Origin of the sequence: Thalassobius vesicularis, from assembly GCF_004799325.1 — a bacterium.
Taxonomy (GTDB): Bacteria; Pseudomonadota; Alphaproteobacteria; order Rhodobacterales; family Rhodobacteraceae; genus Thalassobius; species Thalassobius vesicularis.
The window spans coordinates 19,461-34,948 of record NZ_SSMD01000009.1 but is presented as its reverse complement, the minus strand read 5'-3'; the positions used below and the strand labels follow the sequence as shown (position 1 = coordinate 34,948).

The following is a 15,488-nucleotide window of genomic DNA, read 5'->3' as shown; positions in this document are numbered from 1 at the left end:
CCGCAGGCAACCAGCGGCGCCCCCGTCACGCCACCAGCTGTTCGGCCTTCTTCAGATCGACCGAGACCAACTGGCTCACGCCCTGTTCCTGCATCGTCACCCCGAACAACCGGTCCATCCGCGCCATCGTCACCGCGTGGTGCGTGATGATCAGGAACCGCGTGTCGGTGCGCCGGCACATCTCGTCCAGCATGTCGCAGAACCGCGTGACGTTCGCATCGTCCAGCGGCGCATCCACCTCGTCCAGCACGCAGATCGGCGCCGGATTCGCCAGGAACACCGCGAAAATCAGCGCCAGCGCGGTCAGCGTCTGTTCGCCCCCCGACAGCAGGCTCAGCGTCGACAGCTTCTTGCCCGGCGGCTGGCACATGATCTCCAGCCCGGCCTCCAGCGGGTCGTCCGACTCCACCAGCACCAGGTTCGCCTCGCCACCGCCAAAGAGGTGCCGGAACAGCTGCCCGAAATTGCCGTTCACCTGCTCGAACGCGGTCAGCAGGCGTTCGCGCCCCTCTCGGTTCAGGCTGGAAATCCCCTGCCGCAACGCCTTGATCGCCTCCTCTAGGTCCGCCTTTTCGGCGATCAGAGTGCCATGCTCGGCCCGCACCTCTTCGGCGTCCTCCTCGGCCCGCAGGTTCACCGCGCCCAAGGCATCGCGCTGGCGTTTCAGCCGGTTCACATCCGCCTCGATCGTGTCCGAAGGCGGCATCGCCTCCGCATCCACTTCCAGCCGCTCCAGCAGCTTGGCAGGCGTCGTTTCCTGTTCTTCCTCGATCCGCTCGGCGGCATAGGCCACCGTCTCGCGCGCTGCATCCGCCCGCGCTTCGGACCGCGCCCGCGCTTCCCGCGCCTCGGACGCCGCCCGCTCCGCATCCCGCTCGGCCTGTTCAGCCGCCCGCGTGGCCGTCTCGGCCTCGGCCAGCTTGTCGGCGGCAATCCGGCGGCGCTCCTCAGCCTGCTCGATTGCCTCGCCCAATTCCTCGCGCTTGATCGCGATCTCCTCGGGGGCCGCGCTGGCTTCGATCAACTCATCCTCGGTCGCCGCCTTGCGCTCTTCCAGCTCCGCCGTCCGGGTCGAGGCTGTCTCCAACCGGTGCCGCCAGCCGCTCAGCTCCTTGGTCACTTCCTGGGATCGCCGCAGCCGCGCTTCGCCCTCGCGCCGCAATTCATCATGCGCCGAGCGCCGCGACATCATCGTGATCCGCGCCGCCTCGACCGTCATTTTCACGTCCTCGACCGAGGCCCGCGCCGCGTCCAGATCGTCCAGCCCTTCGACCGTGCGCGTCGCCTCGGACACCTGCGCCCGCGCGCCCGTCGAATCCTCTTCGTGCCGCGCCACCGCCAGCCCCAGCGATTCCAGCTTGGACCCCGCCAAGTTGCGATCCGCCTCGGCCCGGCTCAGCTTGCGGTTCGCTTCGGCCACCAGCTGGTCCGCCTGCCGCCGCGCCGTCCGTGCCGCCTGATCCGCGTGGGTCAGGTCCGTCAGCCGCGCCGTCAGCGCCTCATGCGCCTGCCGTGCCGCATCCGCGCGCGAGGTCGCCCGCTCCATCTGCTGCTTCAGCACTTCCAGCCGGTTCATCTGTTGCAACCGCAGCGCCGCTGCTGACGGCGCATCCTCGGCCCAGGCCCGATACCCGTCCCAGCGCCACAGGTCGCCCTCCAGGCTGACCAGCCGTTGCCCCGGTTGCAGCAGCGGTTGCAGGCGCGGGGCGTCCTCGGCCTCGATCAGCCCGATCTGCGCCATTCGCCGCGCCAGCACCTCGGGCACCGAGACATGCGCCGACAGCGCCACCACCCCGGCGGGCAGCGATTGCGGAGCATCATAATCCGGCAGCACCGCCCAGCCCGAGGGGCCGTCTTCCTCGACCTCAGGCGCGCGCAGATCGTCGGCCAGCGCCGCGCCCAGCGCCTTTTCAAAGCCCTGTTCCACCTGCAAGCGGTCCATGATCTGGCCGCCCTCGGCCGTGTCGCGTTGCAGCAGCTTGGCCAGCGCCGTCACCTCGGCTCGCAGGGCGTTCAGCTCGCCCTCGGCCTCGGATCGTTCCGCCCGCACATCCGCCTCGCGCGATTGCGTTTCCGCCCGCGCTGCCTCGGCCTCCATCAAGGTTTCCTCGGCCCGCGCTGCCGTATCCACGGCGATGGCCTCGGCCTCCTGCGCGGCCTCGTGCTCGATCTCGGCATTCTCCAGCGCGATCTGGGCCGCCTCGACCGCCTCGCGCGCCTTGTCCGCCTCGGCGTCGGCCCGCGCCAGCATCTTGCGCGCGTCCTCCAGCATCCGCTGCGCCGACTGGTGCCGCGCGGCCAGACGCGCCACATCCTCGGTCCGCTCGGACAGATCCGCCTCGCGGTCCTGCAAGACGCTCGCCGCCTCGCGCGCCGCCTCGGCAGCGGCCTCCAGCTTGTCTGAGTGGCCCGCGCCCGCCTTGGACAGCTCGCGCGCTTCCCACTCCAGCCGTTCGATCATCTCTCCGGCGTCGCGGTTCAGCCCGGCCTCACGCTCAATGTCGCGGGCCAGCTGTTCGATCCGGCTACGCAGGGTCTGGATGGTCTGGACGGCCCGCGCCTCCTGATCCGACAGCGCGTCCCGCTGGACCTGAAGCCGCTGCAGGATCGCCGCCGCAATCGCCTCTTCCTCGCGCAGCGGAGGCAGCGCATCCTCCTGCACCGCCCGCGCCTTGGCCGCCTGCCGCGCCGCCGCCTCGGCCTGCGCCGCCGCCGTCAGCCGCTGCCGCAGATCGCCCTCGGCCACCAGCCGCGCCTCATCCGCCTCGCGCCAGCGGCGGTACAGCAGCATCCCCTCGGCCTGCCGCAATTCCTGCCCGATGGCCCGATACCGCGCCGCCTGCCGCGCCTGCCGTTCCAGCTGCGCCAACTGGTTGGCCAGCTGTTCAACGACATCATCCACCCGCGCCAGGTTCTGCTCGGCCGCCTTCAGCTTCAGCTCCGCCTCATGGCGCCGCTGATACAGGCCCGAGATCCCGGCCGCTTCCTCCAGCACCCGGCGGCGGTTCTTCGGCTTGGCGTTGATCAGCTCGGAAATTTGCCCCTGCCGCACCAGCGCAGGCGACTGCGCCCCGGTCGAGGCATCCGCGAACAGCATCTGCACATCGCGCGCCCGCACGTCCTTGGTGTTCACCTTGTACGCACTGCCCACGTCCCGCGTGATCCGGCGCACGATCTCCAACTGGTCCTCTTCGTTGAAACCCGCCGGGGCCAGCCGCTCGTGGTTGTCGATCAGCAGGGCCACCTCGGCGTGATTGCGCGCGGGCCGCGTCGCCGCCCCGGCAAAGATCACGTCCTCCATCCCGCCGCCGCGCATCGCCGTGGGGCGGTTTTCGCCCATCACCCAGCGCAACGCCTCCAGCAGGTTCGACTTGCCGCACCCGTTCGGCCCCACGACGCCCGTCAGCCCCTCCTTGATCAGGAGTTCGGTCGGGTCCACAAAGCTTTTGAAGCCGGACAGTCTGAGTTTCGTGAAAAACACGCGCGGGTCGGTCCCTGATTCCAGATGTCCACCGATCCTGCGGCCCCTAGACGGCCCGAGTCAACGCCCACACCCCGGATATGGCCTTATGATACCATTTATCCACAAGATATTGCGGATTTCCGCCGCTTGACCCGCCCGCACCCACGGGCCACAAACACCCAACCCCGACCGGAGAGAGTGCAAATGCCCCTGACCATCGCCGCCGAAAGCCCGCTGACACCTGACGGGCGCATGCTGATTGACGGCTCTGAACAGGCGCTGCGCTCGGTCTACACGGCCGACGAATGCTTTACCTTCACCGCCGAGGAACTGGACAGCCCCGAGATCACCTTCCTCGTCGCCCGTCAGGACGGCACCGCCCTGGGCTGCGTCGCGCTGGTGAATTGCAGCGAATACGGCGAGGTGAAGCGCCTGTTCGTCACCCCGCAGGCGCGGGGCACGGGCGCGGCGCGCGCCCTGATGGCGGCGCTGGAAACCCACGCCGCGGACATGCACCTACCCGAAGTCCTGCTGGAAACCGGCGACAAGCTAAAGGCCGCCGTGGGCCTTTACACTTCGCTCGGATATGCCGTGCGCGGGCGGTTTGGCGATTACCAGGACCACCCCGCCAGCCTGTTCATGGGAAAAAGGCTTTAGTCCTTTTTCTCGGCCGCTTTCTTCATCCGTTCCAGCAGCGCCGCCTTGACGGGTTTCTTGCCGTAGGGGGTTTTGTCCGTCCCCGGCTCGTTGTGTTCCTTGTGGCGCGGCTTGTTCGAGCCGGATTTGGCGCCACCCATCTTGCTATAGTCCATTGTCTGGTCCTCTTGTGATCGTCGTCACATGCCAAAGCGCGCGGGCGCGCGCAAGGCCCTTGACCACGGCCTGTGCTCACGCTGATCTCTTAGCATGAAACAGGTTCATGCCCCTTATGATTTCGACGCGGTCCACGCGTTGCTGGTTTCCGCCTTCGCCTACATGGAAGGGCGGATTAATCCGCCGTCCTCTCTGGGCCGCATGACGCCCGCGACGCTGGCGACCGAGGCCGCCACCAAAGAGCTCTGGGTGATCGAGGATGCCGGCACCCCCGTCGCCTGCATGATCCTGACCGCCAAGCCGGACACGCTCTATCTTGGCAAGCTGGCCGTTGACGCCACCCGGCGCGGGCAGGGTCTGGCCCGCCAGATGATCGAACACGCCGTCACCCGCGCCCGCGATCTGGGCCTGCCCAGCGTCACCCTGCAAACCCGGATCGAGCTGGTCGAGAACCACGCCACCTTTCGCGCGATGGGCTTTGTGCAGACCGATGCCACCCGGCACGAAGGCTACGACCGCCCCACCTCGTTGACCTTCACCCGGCCGGTTTGACCGCGAAAATCGCCCCTTTCGGCAATCCCTGTGGTTTGGCGGGAAAACCACACAAACCACAGGGAAGTTTGCCCGCCGGATGCGCGCGGACATATGCGATTCCGGCATAGATCAGCTTGCCAGAATTGCGGCGTGGTCATATGGTTTTACCAAAAGAGACCCGCTATGCCCTTCCAGAAAGTTCAGCCCGAGAAACTCTCTGCCGCCGTGACGCGCCAGATTGAGCTATTGATTTTACGCGGAATTTTGCGGCCCGGAGAGCGGCTGCCCTCGGAACGGGAACTGTCTGACCGGCTGGGCGTGTCCCGTCCGTCGCTGCGCGAAGCCGTGGCCGAGCTGCAGGACAAGGGCCTGCTGACCACCAAAGCTGGCGCCGGCATCTACGTCGCCGACGTCCTAGGCTCCGCCTTTTCCGACGCCCTCGTCAAACTTTTCGCCTCCCACGACGAGGCGGTTTTTGACTACATATCGTTCCGCCGCGACATGGAGGGACTAGCTGCTGAGCGTGCGGCGCGTTTAGCCTCGGATACGGACCTGAAAGTCATCCAGACGATTTTCGACAAAATGGCCTCGGCCCACCTGAAACGCGACCCCGGAGACGAGGCCCGCCTGGACGCCGATTTCCACCTTGCGATCATCGAGGCCAGCCACAACGTGGTCATGCTGCACATGATGCGCTCGATGTACCAGCTGCTGCGCGAGGGCGTGTTCTACAATCGTCAGATCATGTTCAAACAACGCACCACCCGCGACACGCTGCTGAACCAGCACCGCGCTATCAACGACGCCCTGCAGGCCCGCGACCCCGAAGGCTCACGCGCCGCCGTCGAGGCGCATCTGGACTACGTCAAAGCGTCCCTGTCCGACCAGCAAAAGGCCGAGCAGAACGAAAAGATCGCCCAACAGCGTTTCGACCACGAAAAAGCCCGTTGAAACGAAAAAACCCGCGCAGTAGCGCGGGTTATTCGTTCGGGAATGTCCCAAAGATCAGTGCAGTTTCGCGTCGACTTCGGCGATGGCTGCGTCGATCAGCTTGTTGCCTTCGGCTGCGGTCATCTGCTTGGCGATCACGTCATTGGCAGCGCCGATGGCGATGGCAATGGCTTGGTCACGCACATCGCGGATGGCTGCTGCTTCGGCCGAGGAGATCTGATCTTCTGCGGCTTTCAGACGGCGTGCGATGGTCTTTTGCAGGTCGGCTTTTGCCTGCTCGGCGGCCAGTTTGGCCTCTTCGCGGGCGTGGGCGACGATGCGATCGGCCTGATCCTTCACTTCCTTCTGCTTGCGCTCGTACGAGGCCAGCAGCGCCTGGGCTTCGTCACGCAGGGTGCGTGCTTCGTCCAGTTCGGATTTGATGTCATCAGCCCGCTTGTCCAGCATCTTGCCCAGCATGCCCGGGACCTTGAACTTGATCAGGACCAGGATGAACAGGATGAAGGCCAACAGCACGATGAAGTTCGTGTTGTGCAGCGAGAAGAACGGACCCGAGGCAGCAAATGCAGGGGTTGCCGCGGTCAGGGCCAGCAGAGTTGCAAGTTTACGCATGTCTCTTACCCCTTGATCCGGGCAGCCACGGCTGCGTCCACGGTTGCGGCATCGGCCTCGCCGCTCAGTGCGGCAACGATCTCGGCTGCGGTGTCCTTTGCGACGACCTTGACGGCGTCCAGGGCAGTCGCACGAATTCCGGCGATGACAGTTTCGCCCTCAGCCACTTTCGCGGCGATCTCGGCGTCGGCCTTGGCGGTCGCGGCGTCCAGATCGGCCTGAATTTCGGCCTTGGTTTCGGCGATGATGCGCTGCGCTTCGGCACGGGCGTCAGCCAGAGCCTTGTTGTAAGCGTTTTCCGCGTCAACAGCCTTCGCCTTCAGCTCTTCAGCTGCGGCGATGTCGTTGGTGATGGTCCCCTGACGCTCGGCCAGAACCGCAGCAATGCGGGGCAGCGCGATGCGCGACAGGACGAAGTAGATCACGACAAGCGTGACCAGAAGCCAGAAAATCTGGTTGCCCCAGTTCGAAAAGTCCAGCTGCGGCATGCCGGGTGCGGCGGCCTCAGCGGCTTGACCTGCGGCTTCGTGCGTTTGCGTCGCCATATCGTCCTCCTTGGGAACTTCCGGTTACACCGGGCGGACGCAACGCGCGCCCACCCGGCCGTAAGGATGTGTTCCGTAAGGATTAGACGGCGAACATCAGCAGCAGAGCGACCAGGAACGAGAAGATCCCCAGGGCTTCTGCGAATGCGATGCCGATGAACAGGGTCGCGGTCTGCGAAGCAGCTGCCGACGGGTTGCGCAGAGCGCCTGCCAGGTAGTTGCCTGCAACGTTACCCACACCGATAGCGGCTGCGCCCGAACCGATTGCTGCCAGGCCTGCGCCGATGTGTGCCAGATCGCCTTCCATGATGTATCTCCTTACGATTGGAAGTTGGAATTTAGTAGGTTGTAGAGTGCCGGACCTTAGTGCGACGGATGCAGCGCATCCTTCAGGTACACGCAGGTCAGAATGGTGAACACGTAGGCCTGAATGAAGGCCACCAGGACCTCGAGACCGTACATGGCGGTGATCGCGATCACCGAGACGGGGCTGACAGCCGCAATGGCAGCGAAGCCCGCGAAAACCTTGATCACGGCGTGGCCGGCCATCACGTTGCCAGCAAGACGAATGCTGTGGCTGACGGGGCGCACGAAGTACGAGATCAGTTCGATGATGGCCAGGATCGGACGCAGCGGCAGCGGCGCCGAGCTAACCCAGAACAGGCCCAGGAAGTGCATGCCGTTCTTCACGAAACCGGTGATGGTGACGGTCAGGAACACCAGCAGCGCCAGCACCACGGTCACAGCGAAGTGCGAGGTGGTGGTGAAGCTCATGGGAATCAGACCCAGGAAGTTCGCGAAAACGATAAACATGAACAGGGTCATGATGTAGGGGAAGAACTTGATCGCGTCCTTACCGGCGACATCCTCGACCATCTTGTAGACGAAGACATAGGCCAGCTCGCCGATCGACTGGCTGCGCGACGGCACGGTGGCGCGGCGCGAGGTGCCCAGCACCATCATCGCGATGACAGCGACGACCGCCAGGGCCATCCACAGGGTCACGTTGGTGATGGTGTACCATTCAATGGTGTCACCGCCGAACAGCGGCTTCACGATGAATTGGTCCATCGGGTGGAAAACCAGACCGCCCTCTTCGGCGCCATGTGCTTCGGTTGCCACGTCTATGCCCTCTCGTCCTTCTCGGCCTGATCGGCCAATGTCTGTTCCTGGATCTCTTTCGACGTGCGGATCATGGTCTGAATGCCCGCCGCGAGACCCAACAATGTGAAAATGACAAGGAAGATCGGGATCGTCCCGAACAGGCTGTCCAGCCCGTATCCTATGCCAAACCCGATCCCAAGACCGGAAACCAGTTCAATCACCATTCGCCAGGCCTGATTGGCCAGAGAGTAGTGCTCGTCCGCGCGGGGTTTCGGAGACTGGGCCGCTTTCGCTGCCGCGATCCTGGCTTCCAGACGCTCCATTTCGAGTTTCTGGTCGGGATCGGTCACGCGCAAAACCCCCTTCGGACGATTGCCGACTTGCTACGGCGCGGCGAGCCCTGAGTCAAGCGCGCATTCCGGCCCGTTTCACTGGCCTCAAGCTGTTGTTTTATTGAGTATTTTTAATCAGAAAGAAACAAGGCTGAAGGGGGCGCAGTCGGGCGTTAGCGATACCAACTCGGATTCCGTATATTCAACTGATCGGTTGATCTTTGTGCAGCGGGGCGGGCATTGTGTTGACCAGAGCTTTCCCCGTGGGTAACGCAGGCTGCATGACACAGGCCCTTTCCCTTGATGCCGTATTCGCGGCCCTGGCCGACCCGACGCGGCGCGAAATCTTGTCGATGCTGCTGGAGGACGACATGGCCGTCACCGACGTGGCCGAGCCGTTCCAGATGTCGCTGGCGGCGATCTCGAAGCATCTGGCGATTTTGGCGGGGGCCGGGCTGATCAGCCAGGAGAAACGCGGGCGGGTGAAGTGGTGCAAGCTGGAGCCCGACGCGCTGCGCGGGGCGAGCGTCTGGATGCAAAGCTTTGGCCAGTTCGAAGCGGTGAACCTAGACGCGTTCGAGCGTTTCCTGGAGACCGAATTGACGGACACTTCGGTCGATCCCGACTGAGTTTATCGGTCCCCTTCGAGCAACATGACAAGTGCGACGATGCTGAGACCGACGCCGATCAGTACAAGGCCGGGCGGGGTGCCGTGGCCCATGAAGAACTCCCACACCAGAACCCAGGTCGGGGTGAGGTAGGTGTAAGCCATGACCTTGGCTGATGGCAGCCGGAGCGAGGCGTATTGCAGCAGCACAAAGGTGACCGCGCTGGCAAAGACCGCGACATAGAGGATCGTCACCCAGACAATGGCGGGTAGCGCAGCCCAATCGGTTTCGACGATGTCGCGCCAGCCCCAGGCGCCCACGACCAGAAAGCAGGCCACCAGCATCCCGAAGGTGAACACCACGGCGGGCTCGCCCCGGTTCAGTTTGCGCACCATCGGCGTATATATGGCGTGGGCGACGCAGCCCCAGAAATAGATGATCTCTCCTTGGCCCATGTGAAAATTCATCAGGGCCTGTAGGTCGGCGCGGAAGATCACCCAGACGGCACCCGCCCCACCGATAGCCAACGCGGCAGCCATCCAGCGGGTGGTGATCTGGCGCAGCATGAAATAACCCGCAACGGCGCTGAGGATCGGAGTCAGGGTAAACACCGCGGCCGCCGAGACCGGGGCTGCCGTTTTCAGGCCCTGGAACATCAGGACGAAGTAGATCGCGAAGGTGCCGCCCAAGGCGAAGTATCGCCAGGGCGCGCGCCAGGCCGTGCGGGGGATGCCGGTGGTCAGCAGCGCCGCCGTCCCGACCAGCACCGAAGCGATGGCAAATCTGACGACATTCAGCGCGGTCGGCGCGATATGCGGGGCCGCCAGAACGCCCAGCGAAAACGACCCGGCGACCAGAGCCGAGAACAACAGCATGGCCGCATGGCCGCGCATGGCCTGGTTCATGTCAGGTCCAATCCTTTGCGTGATCCTTGAGGAAGCTCAGGAATGCCTGCACTTTTGTCGTGCGGTGCAGTGCCATATGGGTGACCAACCACAGGGGGGCCTCCCAATCTGGGTGCGCGGGGCAGACTTCGACCAGATCGGGGTAACGGCAGGCTTCCCACTGGGGCAGAAAGCCGATGCCGATCCCCTCTAGCACGGCCAGATTGACGGCGCGGCCGTCGGTGCTGCGGAAGATGATGTTTTCCGAGGGGACGTTTTCCCACATCCACCTGTTGAACGGGGCGCGGGTGTCGTGGTCCGAGCCGACGAACTGGTGATTGCGATAGTCCTCGGGGCCGGATGGCAGGCCCATCCGCGCGACATAGGAAGGGGCCGCGAACAATCCCGACCGTTGCCGCAGCATCGGTTGCACGACGTTATCGGGATCCTGCGGCACGCTGCCGGCACGCACGGCGACATGCGCTTCGCCGTATTCCAGCCGGAACAGGCGGTCGCCGGTCAGGTAGCGCAGCACCACCTCCGGATACTCCTGCCGAAACGCCGACAGGACCGGGGTCAGCAGCGGCGCGAGACCGGAAAGTGAAGTGATAACCAACTCGCCCGAGACATCCTGACCGCGCCCCTTGATCCGCCCGGCCAGCTGCGCGAACTGATCGTCGGCCCCTTGCGCGACGCGCAACAGATCGTGCCCTGCTTCGGTTGGCGTGTAGCCGCGTGCGTGGCGCTGGAACAGTTTGACGCCCAGCCGCCCCTCCAGCGCGTCGATATGGCGGATGACGGTTGCGTGGTGGACACCCAGCACCTCGGCCGCACCGCTGACCGTTCCCATCCGCGCGACCTGATACGCGGTGCGAATTTCATCCCAGCTGTCCATTTCAAGCCTCCAGACTTGTGCGTCAGCAAACATTTACCGTGCAATTTGAGAAATTGTGTTCGCTCACGCAAGACATATTTCTGAGGCAGACGAAAACAACCCCACCGAAGGAACCTCAACATGACCCACATTCTGCGCATTGATTCGAGCATCAAGACTCAGGGCTCGATCTCGCGTCAGCTGACCGATGACATCGTCGCCAAGCTGCTCGCTGCCCACCCCAAAGCCACCGTGACCGCCCGTGATCTGGGGGCGAATCCGCTGCCCGCAACTGACGCGAACTGGCTGGTCGCCGTGAACACGCCCGCCGACAAACGTACCGCCGAACAGGCTGAAATCGCCGCCCAGTCGGACGCCCTGATCGCCGAGTTGAAAGCCTCGAATGTGGTTGTGATCGGCCTGCCGATCTACAACTTCGCCCTGCCCTCGCAGCTGAAATCCTGGCTGGACCAGATGGCCCGCGCGGGCGAAACTTTCCGCTATTCCGAAGCTGGCCCCGAGGGTCTGGTGAAGGACACGCGCGCCATCGTCGCCTATTCCTCGAATGGCACCCGGATGGGGTCGGACATCGACTTCGCGTCCGGCTATCTGCGCCATATGCTTGGTTTTTTTGGGATTACGGACGTGCAGTTCGTTGCGTCCGACCACTATGCGATCGACGCCGAAGACTCGCTGAAGTCGGCCAATGACGACATCGCCCGCCTGGCCGCCTGAACAAAAAAAACGCGGCGGGACAATTCCCGCCGCGCTCTCAATCCCAGAAGGGATCTTGATTAGTCGGTGCCGCCTGCAACTGCAACGGCGATCGCGGTCACTGCAATGATAGCAGCCGCGGTTGCGCCCGAACCACCCAGCGAGCCAGCTGCCAGCGACGACGGTGCGAATGCGTCGTCTTTTGCCGGTGCGGGTTCAGTGGTGCCTGCGACGGGGGTGCCTGCCAGAGCGAAACCCGGTGCGACGGCGGCGGTGACGGCCAGAGCCAAAATCATCTTTTTCATAGTGTAAGTCCTGTCTGTTGAAGGAGAAGAATCTTCACCTCTAAAAATACAGCACGCGAGTCGCCTTGCAACCCAATTAATTGGTGGTTCGGCGTCGAACTGCCGAATTAGGTGCGCAAAACACACACACGGCCTGTTTGAAGGGCACATTTCCCCGGTCCAGCCCGAAAACTTGACACCCTTCGCATTGCAGACTAAACGCATCGCGACCAATCCGGAAGCCCCTGAGTCTTCCGGTCCCATGCTTTTTTGCAGGGATCGCCCCCCGTCAGCGCGTTGCGCCCACGGGGGACATTGGCATTTGGGCCGGTCCTGCTTAGGTGTAGGGCCATGTTGAAACGGGGTTAAGGAGCCGCGGGAATGTTTGAAAATCTGTCCGAACGCCTTGGCGGAGTCTTTGACCGGCTGACCAAACAGGGTGCGCTGTCCGAAGAGGACGTCAAAACCGCCCTGCGCGAAGTGCGCGTCGCCCTGCTGGAAGCCGACGTTTCGCTGCCCGTCGCCCGCGATTTCGTGAAGAAAGTACAGGATCAGGCGACCGGCCAGTCCGTGACCAAGTCGGTTACCCCCGGTCAGCAGGTCGTCAAGATCGTCCATGACGCACTGGTCGAGGTTCTGCGCGGCGAGGGTGAGCCCGGCGCGCTGAAGGTCGACAACCCGCCTGCCCCCATCCTGATGGTGGGTCTGCAGGGCTCGGGTAAGACCACGACCACCGGTAAGCTGGCCAAGCGCCTTAAGGATAAGGACGGCAAGCGCGTCCTGATGGCCTCGCTCGACATCTACCGCCCGGCGGCAATGCAGCAGCTGCAGGTTCTGGGCCAGCAGATCGGCGTCGACGTGCTGCCGATCGTGGCGGGCGAAACCGCCGTTCAGATCGCCAAGCGCGCGAAAACACAGGCATCCTTGGGCGGCTACGACGTCTACATGCTGGACACCGCTGGCCGCTTGCAGATCGACCAGACCCTGATGAAAGAGGTCGAGGACGTCCGCGACGTCGTCAACCCACGCGAAACCCTGCTGGTGGTCGATGGCCTGACCGGTCAGGTCGCCGTCGAGGTGGCCGAGGAATTCGACGCCAAGATCGGCATCAGCGGCGTGGTTCTGACCCGGATGGACGGTGACGGCCGCGGCGGTGCTGCGCTCTCGATGCGGGCCGTGACCGGCAAGCCGATCAAATATGTCGGCCTTGGCGAAAAGATGGACGCGCTGGAAACCTTCGAGCCCGAGCGCGTCGCGGGCCGTATCCTTGGCATGGGCGACATCGTGGCCCTGGTCGAGAAGGCCCAGGAAACCATCGAGGCCGAGCAGGCCGAACGCATGATGCGCCGCTTCAAGAAGGGTCAGTTCAACATGAACGACCTGAAGATGCAGCTGGAGCAGATGCTGAAGATGGGCGGCATGGAGTCGATCATGGGCATGATGCCCGGCATGGGCAAAATGGCCGCGCAAGTCAAAGAGGCCGGGTTCGACGACACCATCCTCAAGCGCCAGATCGCCCTGATCCAGTCGATGACCAAGATGGAGCGCGCCAACCCGCAAATCCTGCAAGCCAGCCGCAAGAAGCGGATCGCGGCAGGCGCGGGCATGGATGTCAGCGAGCTGAACAAGCTGCTGAAGATGCAGCGCCAGATGGCCGACATGATGAAGAAAATGGGCAAGATGGGTAAGGGCGGCATGCTCAAGCAGGCGATGAAGGGCCTGATGGGCAAGGGCGGCATGCCCGCCGACATGGCCGGCATGGACCCGTCGCAAGTAGACCCCAAGGCGCTGGAAGCGGCGGCCAAGGCGATGGGCGGCAAGCTGCCCGGCGGATTGCCCGGTCTGGGCGGGGGTCTGGGCCTGCCCGGCGGCCTGAGCGGTTTTGGCAAGAAAAAGTAACCTAATGCTGACCAACGCCCCCATCCTGGAAACCGATCGCCTGATCCTGCGCGGCCCGCGTCATGAAGACGCCGAGCCGATGATGGATTTCCTGTGCGATCGCACCCGGGCCGAGGGCTTTGGCGCCTATGACAACCGCAGCGATGCGTGGCGCTGGTTCGTGCTGAACGTCGGTCACTGGCACATGCACGGCTACGGCTACTTCTCGATCGAGGACAAAGCCTCGGGCAAGATGGCGGGGATTTCCGGCATCTGGAACCCGCATGGCTGGCCGGAGCCCGAACTGGGTTGGGTCGTGTTCGACGGGTTCGAGGGCAAGGGCATCGCCTATGAGGCCGCCCTGCGCGCCCGCGAATGGGCCTATGCAGAGCTGGGCTTTGCCACGCTGACCTCGAACATCGTGCCGGGCAATGACCGCTCGGTCGCGCTGGCCGAACGGATGGGCGCGTGGTTCGAACGTGAATACCACAACGTCTACATGGGTCAGGACCTGCTGTATCGGCACCCCGGCCCGGCAGATCTGGATACCGACGGCTCGGTGGAGGCCTACGCATAATGCCTATCGAAATCCCCGTTCTGGAAACCAAACGCCTGATCCTGCGTGGCCCCGAGCCCGAGGATTACCCGAACTTCAAGTCGACCTTCACCAGCTATCGCGCGCGGTTCATGGGCGGACCGCTGAATGCCTATGAGACCTGGATGCTGTACGCGGCCGAGATCGGCCATTGGCAGATCCGGGGCTACGGCATGTGGATGATCCACGACAAGGTGACGGACAAGCCTTTGGGTATGGCCGGCGGCTGGAAGCCCGCCAAATGGCCCGAGCCCGAGCTGGCCTGGATCATCTGGCCGGAAACCGCAGGCCACGGTTACGCGCTGGAGGCAACCCACGCCGCGCGCAAATACCTGTACAACACTCTGGGCTGGGAAACCGCCGTGTCCTACGTGGACCCCAAGAACCTCGACTCGATCCGTCTGGCCGAGCGTCTGGGCGCCAAGCGCGACGATGCCGCCGCCACCGTCGACGGCAACGATTTCGTCTATCGCCATCCGACCCCGGAAAAGCTGCGCAACTCGCAGCTGGCCCACGGGATCGAGATGGAGATCGCCAACTACGCCGACCCGCTGTTCAAACCGAAAGGGATGCCCATTGACTGACGCCGTGACCCGCGCCGCGGAAATCCTGAAGGAACACCGCGAAAGCATCGACCGTCTGGATGCGATCCTCGTCTACACGCTGGGCGAGCGGTTCAAGCACACCCAGGCCGTCGGCAAGCTGAAGGCCGAGCACGACCTGCCGCCCTCGGACCCCGACCGCGAGGCCCGTCAAATCGCCCGTCTGGAGGAGCTGGCCCTGGCCGCCGATCTGGACCCCGAATTCGCCAAAAGCTTTCTGCAATTCATCATTCAGGAAGTCATCCAACACCACCGGAAGCACCAGCAATAAGCCTCCGGTCCCGTGAACACCGAAATAACCGGCCCATCGCCGGTCAACGCCATCTAAAGGAGATCTCACAATGGCAATGAAAATCCGTCTGGCCCGTGGCGGCTCGAAAAAGCGTCCCTTCTACCGCGTTGTCGCTGCTGACTCGCGCATGGCCCGCGACGGCCGCTTCATCGAGAAGCTGGGCACCTACAACCCGCTGCTGCCGAAAGACAGCGAAGAGCGCGTGAAGCTGGACATGGAGCGCATCCAGTACTGGCTGGGTCAGGGCGCACAGCCGACCGACCGCGTTGCACGCTTCCTGGAAGCTGCCGGTGTTGTCGCCAAGAAAGAGCGCAGCAACCCGAAAAAAGGCACCCCGGGCAAAGCCGCTCAGGAACTGGCCGCCAAGAAAGCAGCCAAGGCCGCCGAAGCAGCCGAGGAATAA

Annotated in this window: 20 protein-coding genes; 10 read left to right on the top strand and 10 right to left on the bottom strand. The window is 63.9% G+C overall.

The window, feature by feature from the left end:
• Positions 1-25: 25 nt before the first annotated feature.
• Positions 26-3,481, bottom strand: a complete 3,456-nt coding sequence (smc, locus tag E7681_RS15965) for a chromosome segregation protein SMC (protein WP_136340262.1) — start codon at positions 3,479-3,481, stop codon at positions 26-28.
• 186 nt (positions 3,482-3,667) lie between these two features.
• Between smc and E7681_RS15960 the strand changes: the two genes are divergently transcribed.
• Complete coding sequence (locus E7681_RS15960; protein WP_168733232.1) at positions 3,668-4,120, top strand: GNAT family N-acetyltransferase; 453 nt, start codon at positions 3,668-3,670, stop codon at positions 4,118-4,120.
• On the opposite strand, the gene E7681_RS18895 is transcribed toward E7681_RS15960, so the two are convergent.
• Positions 4,117-4,275 carry a hypothetical protein gene (locus E7681_RS18895; RefSeq protein ID WP_168733231.1) on the bottom strand — a complete coding sequence of 53 codons (159 nt, stop codon included), beginning with the start codon at positions 4,273-4,275 and terminating at the stop codon, positions 4,117-4,119. The two genes, E7681_RS15960 and E7681_RS18895, sit on opposite strands and share 4 nt — an antisense overlap.
• Before the next feature lie 94 nt (positions 4,276-4,369).
• On the opposite strand from E7681_RS18895, the gene E7681_RS15955 reads away from it, so the two are divergent.
• Together E7681_RS15955 and E7681_RS15950 are read left to right on the top strand one after the other, a co-directional pair.
• Complete coding sequence (locus tag E7681_RS15955; RefSeq protein WP_136340260.1) at positions 4,370-4,828, top strand: GNAT family N-acetyltransferase; 459 nt, start codon at positions 4,370-4,372, stop codon at positions 4,826-4,828.
• Between the two features lie 165 nt (positions 4,829-4,993).
• The gene (locus tag E7681_RS15950) at positions 4,994-5,761 is read left to right on the top strand and encodes a FadR/GntR family transcriptional regulator (protein ID WP_136340259.1); all 768 of its coding nucleotides are present in this window, start codon (positions 4,994-4,996) and stop codon (positions 5,759-5,761) included.
• Between the two features lie 54 nt (positions 5,762-5,815).
• Here E7681_RS15950 and E7681_RS15945 read toward each other — a convergent pair whose 3' ends face one another.
• The 5 genes from E7681_RS15945 to E7681_RS15925 all read right to left on the bottom strand — a co-directional run bounded on the left by E7681_RS15945 (position 5,816) and on the right by E7681_RS15925 (position 8,372).
• A complete protein-coding gene (locus tag E7681_RS15945) occupies positions 5,816-6,373 on the bottom strand; it encodes a F0F1 ATP synthase subunit B (RefSeq protein WP_136340258.1) in 558 nt (185 codons plus the stop codon).
• Between the two features lie 5 nt (positions 6,374-6,378).
• Positions 6,379-6,918, bottom strand: a complete 540-nt coding sequence (locus tag E7681_RS15940; protein ID WP_136340257.1) for a F0F1 ATP synthase subunit B' — start codon at positions 6,916-6,918, stop codon at positions 6,379-6,381.
• A gap of 82 nt (positions 6,919-7,000) precedes the next feature.
• Complete coding sequence (locus tag E7681_RS15935) at positions 7,001-7,225, bottom strand: F0F1 ATP synthase subunit C (RefSeq protein ID WP_136340256.1); 225 nt, start codon at positions 7,223-7,225, stop codon at positions 7,001-7,003.
• Positions 7,226-7,281: 56 nt separating this feature from the next.
• Positions 7,282-8,040: a F0F1 ATP synthase subunit A gene (locus E7681_RS15930; RefSeq protein ID WP_136340255.1), complete on the bottom strand. Its 759-nt coding sequence runs from the start codon at positions 8,038-8,040 to the stop codon at positions 7,282-7,284.
• 2 nt (positions 8,041-8,042) lie between these two features.
• Positions 8,043-8,372, bottom strand: coding sequence for an AtpZ/AtpI family protein (locus E7681_RS15925; RefSeq protein ID WP_136340254.1), 330 nt, complete (start codon positions 8,370-8,372; stop codon positions 8,043-8,045).
• Positions 8,373-8,635: 263 nt separating this feature from the next.
• Here E7681_RS15925 and E7681_RS15920 point away from each other — a divergent pair, with 263 nt between their 5' ends.
• A complete protein-coding gene (locus E7681_RS15920; protein WP_136340253.1) occupies positions 8,636-8,983 on the top strand; it encodes an ArsR/SmtB family transcription factor in 348 nt (115 codons plus the stop codon).
• A 2-nt stretch (positions 8,984-8,985) separates the two neighbouring features.
• Here E7681_RS15920 and E7681_RS15915 read toward each other — a convergent pair whose 3' ends face one another.
• Complete coding sequence (locus E7681_RS15915; protein WP_136340252.1) at positions 8,986-9,867, bottom strand: DMT family transporter; 882 nt, start codon at positions 9,865-9,867, stop codon at positions 8,986-8,988.
• A 1-nt stretch (position 9,868) separates the two neighbouring features.
• Positions 9,869-10,741, bottom strand: coding sequence for a LysR family transcriptional regulator (locus tag E7681_RS15910; RefSeq protein WP_136340251.1), 873 nt, complete (start codon positions 10,739-10,741; stop codon positions 9,869-9,871).
• Between the two features lie 120 nt (positions 10,742-10,861).
• Between E7681_RS15910 and E7681_RS15905 the strand changes: the two genes are divergently transcribed.
• Positions 10,862-11,455, top strand: a complete 594-nt coding sequence (locus tag E7681_RS15905; protein ID WP_136340250.1) for an FMN-dependent NADH-azoreductase — start codon at positions 10,862-10,864, stop codon at positions 11,453-11,455.
• Between the two features lie 59 nt (positions 11,456-11,514).
• On the opposite strand, the gene E7681_RS15900 is transcribed toward E7681_RS15905, so the two are convergent.
• Positions 11,515-11,739 (bottom strand): hypothetical protein, encoded by a 225-nt coding sequence (locus E7681_RS15900; RefSeq protein ID WP_136340249.1) that lies wholly within the window; start codon positions 11,737-11,739, stop codon positions 11,515-11,517.
• Between the two features lie 360 nt (positions 11,740-12,099).
• On the opposite strand from E7681_RS15900, the gene ffh reads away from it, so the two are divergent.
• From ffh to rpsP, 5 genes are all read left to right on the top strand, one after another.
• Positions 12,100-13,617: a signal recognition particle protein gene (gene ffh, locus E7681_RS15895; protein WP_136340248.1), complete on the top strand. Its 1,518-nt coding sequence runs from the start codon at positions 12,100-12,102 to the stop codon at positions 13,615-13,617.
• A 4-nt stretch (positions 13,618-13,621) separates the two neighbouring features.
• Complete coding sequence (locus E7681_RS15890; protein WP_136340247.1) at positions 13,622-14,173, top strand: GNAT family N-acetyltransferase; 552 nt, start codon at positions 13,622-13,624, stop codon at positions 14,171-14,173.
• Positions 14,173-14,775 (top strand): GNAT family N-acetyltransferase, encoded by a 603-nt coding sequence (locus E7681_RS15885; protein ID WP_136340246.1) that lies wholly within the window; start codon positions 14,173-14,175, stop codon positions 14,773-14,775. Before E7681_RS15890 ends, E7681_RS15885 begins: the two co-directional genes overlap by 1 nt.
• Entirely contained in the window at positions 14,768-15,064 is a 297-nt protein-coding gene (locus E7681_RS15880) for a chorismate mutase (RefSeq protein ID WP_136340245.1), read from the top strand. Before E7681_RS15885 ends, E7681_RS15880 begins: the two co-directional genes overlap by 8 nt.
• A 70-nt stretch (positions 15,065-15,134) precedes the next feature.
• Positions 15,135-15,488 (top strand): 30S ribosomal protein S16, encoded by a 354-nt coding sequence (gene rpsP, locus E7681_RS15875; RefSeq protein WP_136340244.1) that lies wholly within the window; start codon positions 15,135-15,137, stop codon positions 15,486-15,488.

Bases quoted from the DNA above. Each gene is read 5' to 3' on its own strand.
- E7681_RS15960 (WP_168733232.1), top strand. From the start codon at position 3,668: ATGCCCCTGACCATCGCCGCCGAAAGCCCGCTGACACCTGACGGGCGC.
- E7681_RS18895 (WP_168733231.1), bottom strand. From the start codon at position 4,275: ATGGACTATAGCAAGATGGGTGGCGCCAAATCCGGCTCGAACAAGCCG.
- E7681_RS15955 (WP_136340260.1), top strand. From the start codon at position 4,370: ATGAAACAGGTTCATGCCCCTTATGATTTCGACGCGGTCCACGCGTTG.
- E7681_RS15950 (WP_136340259.1), top strand. From the start codon at position 4,994: ATGCCCTTCCAGAAAGTTCAGCCCGAGAAACTCTCTGCCGCCGTGACG.
- E7681_RS15945 (WP_136340258.1), bottom strand. From the start codon at position 6,373: ATGCGTAAACTTGCAACTCTGCTGGCCCTGACCGCGGCAACCCCTGCA.
- E7681_RS15940 (WP_136340257.1), bottom strand. From the start codon at position 6,918: ATGGCGACGCAAACGCACGAAGCCGCAGGTCAAGCCGCTGAGGCCGCC.
- E7681_RS15935 (WP_136340256.1), bottom strand. From the start codon at position 7,225: ATGGAAGGCGATCTGGCACACATCGGCGCAGGCCTGGCAGCAATCGGT.
- E7681_RS15920 (WP_136340253.1), top strand. From the start codon at position 8,636: ATGACACAGGCCCTTTCCCTTGATGCCGTATTCGCGGCCCTGGCCGAC.
- E7681_RS15915 (WP_136340252.1), bottom strand. From the start codon at position 9,867: ATGAACCAGGCCATGCGCGGCCATGCGGCCATGCTGTTGTTCTCGGCT.
- E7681_RS15910 (WP_136340251.1), bottom strand. From the start codon at position 10,741: ATGGACAGCTGGGATGAAATTCGCACCGCGTATCAGGTCGCGCGGATG.
- E7681_RS15905 (WP_136340250.1), top strand. From the start codon at position 10,862: ATGACCCACATTCTGCGCATTGATTCGAGCATCAAGACTCAGGGCTCG.
- E7681_RS15900 (WP_136340249.1), bottom strand. From the start codon at position 11,739: ATGAAAAAGATGATTTTGGCTCTGGCCGTCACCGCCGCCGTCGCACCG.
- ffh (WP_136340248.1), top strand. From the start codon at position 12,100: ATGTTTGAAAATCTGTCCGAACGCCTTGGCGGAGTCTTTGACCGGCTG.
- E7681_RS15890 (WP_136340247.1), top strand. From the start codon at position 13,622: ATGCTGACCAACGCCCCCATCCTGGAAACCGATCGCCTGATCCTGCGC.
- E7681_RS15885 (WP_136340246.1), top strand. From the start codon at position 14,173: ATGCCTATCGAAATCCCCGTTCTGGAAACCAAACGCCTGATCCTGCGT.
- rpsP (WP_136340244.1), top strand. From the start codon at position 15,135: ATGGCAATGAAAATCCGTCTGGCCCGTGGCGGCTCGAAAAAGCGTCCC.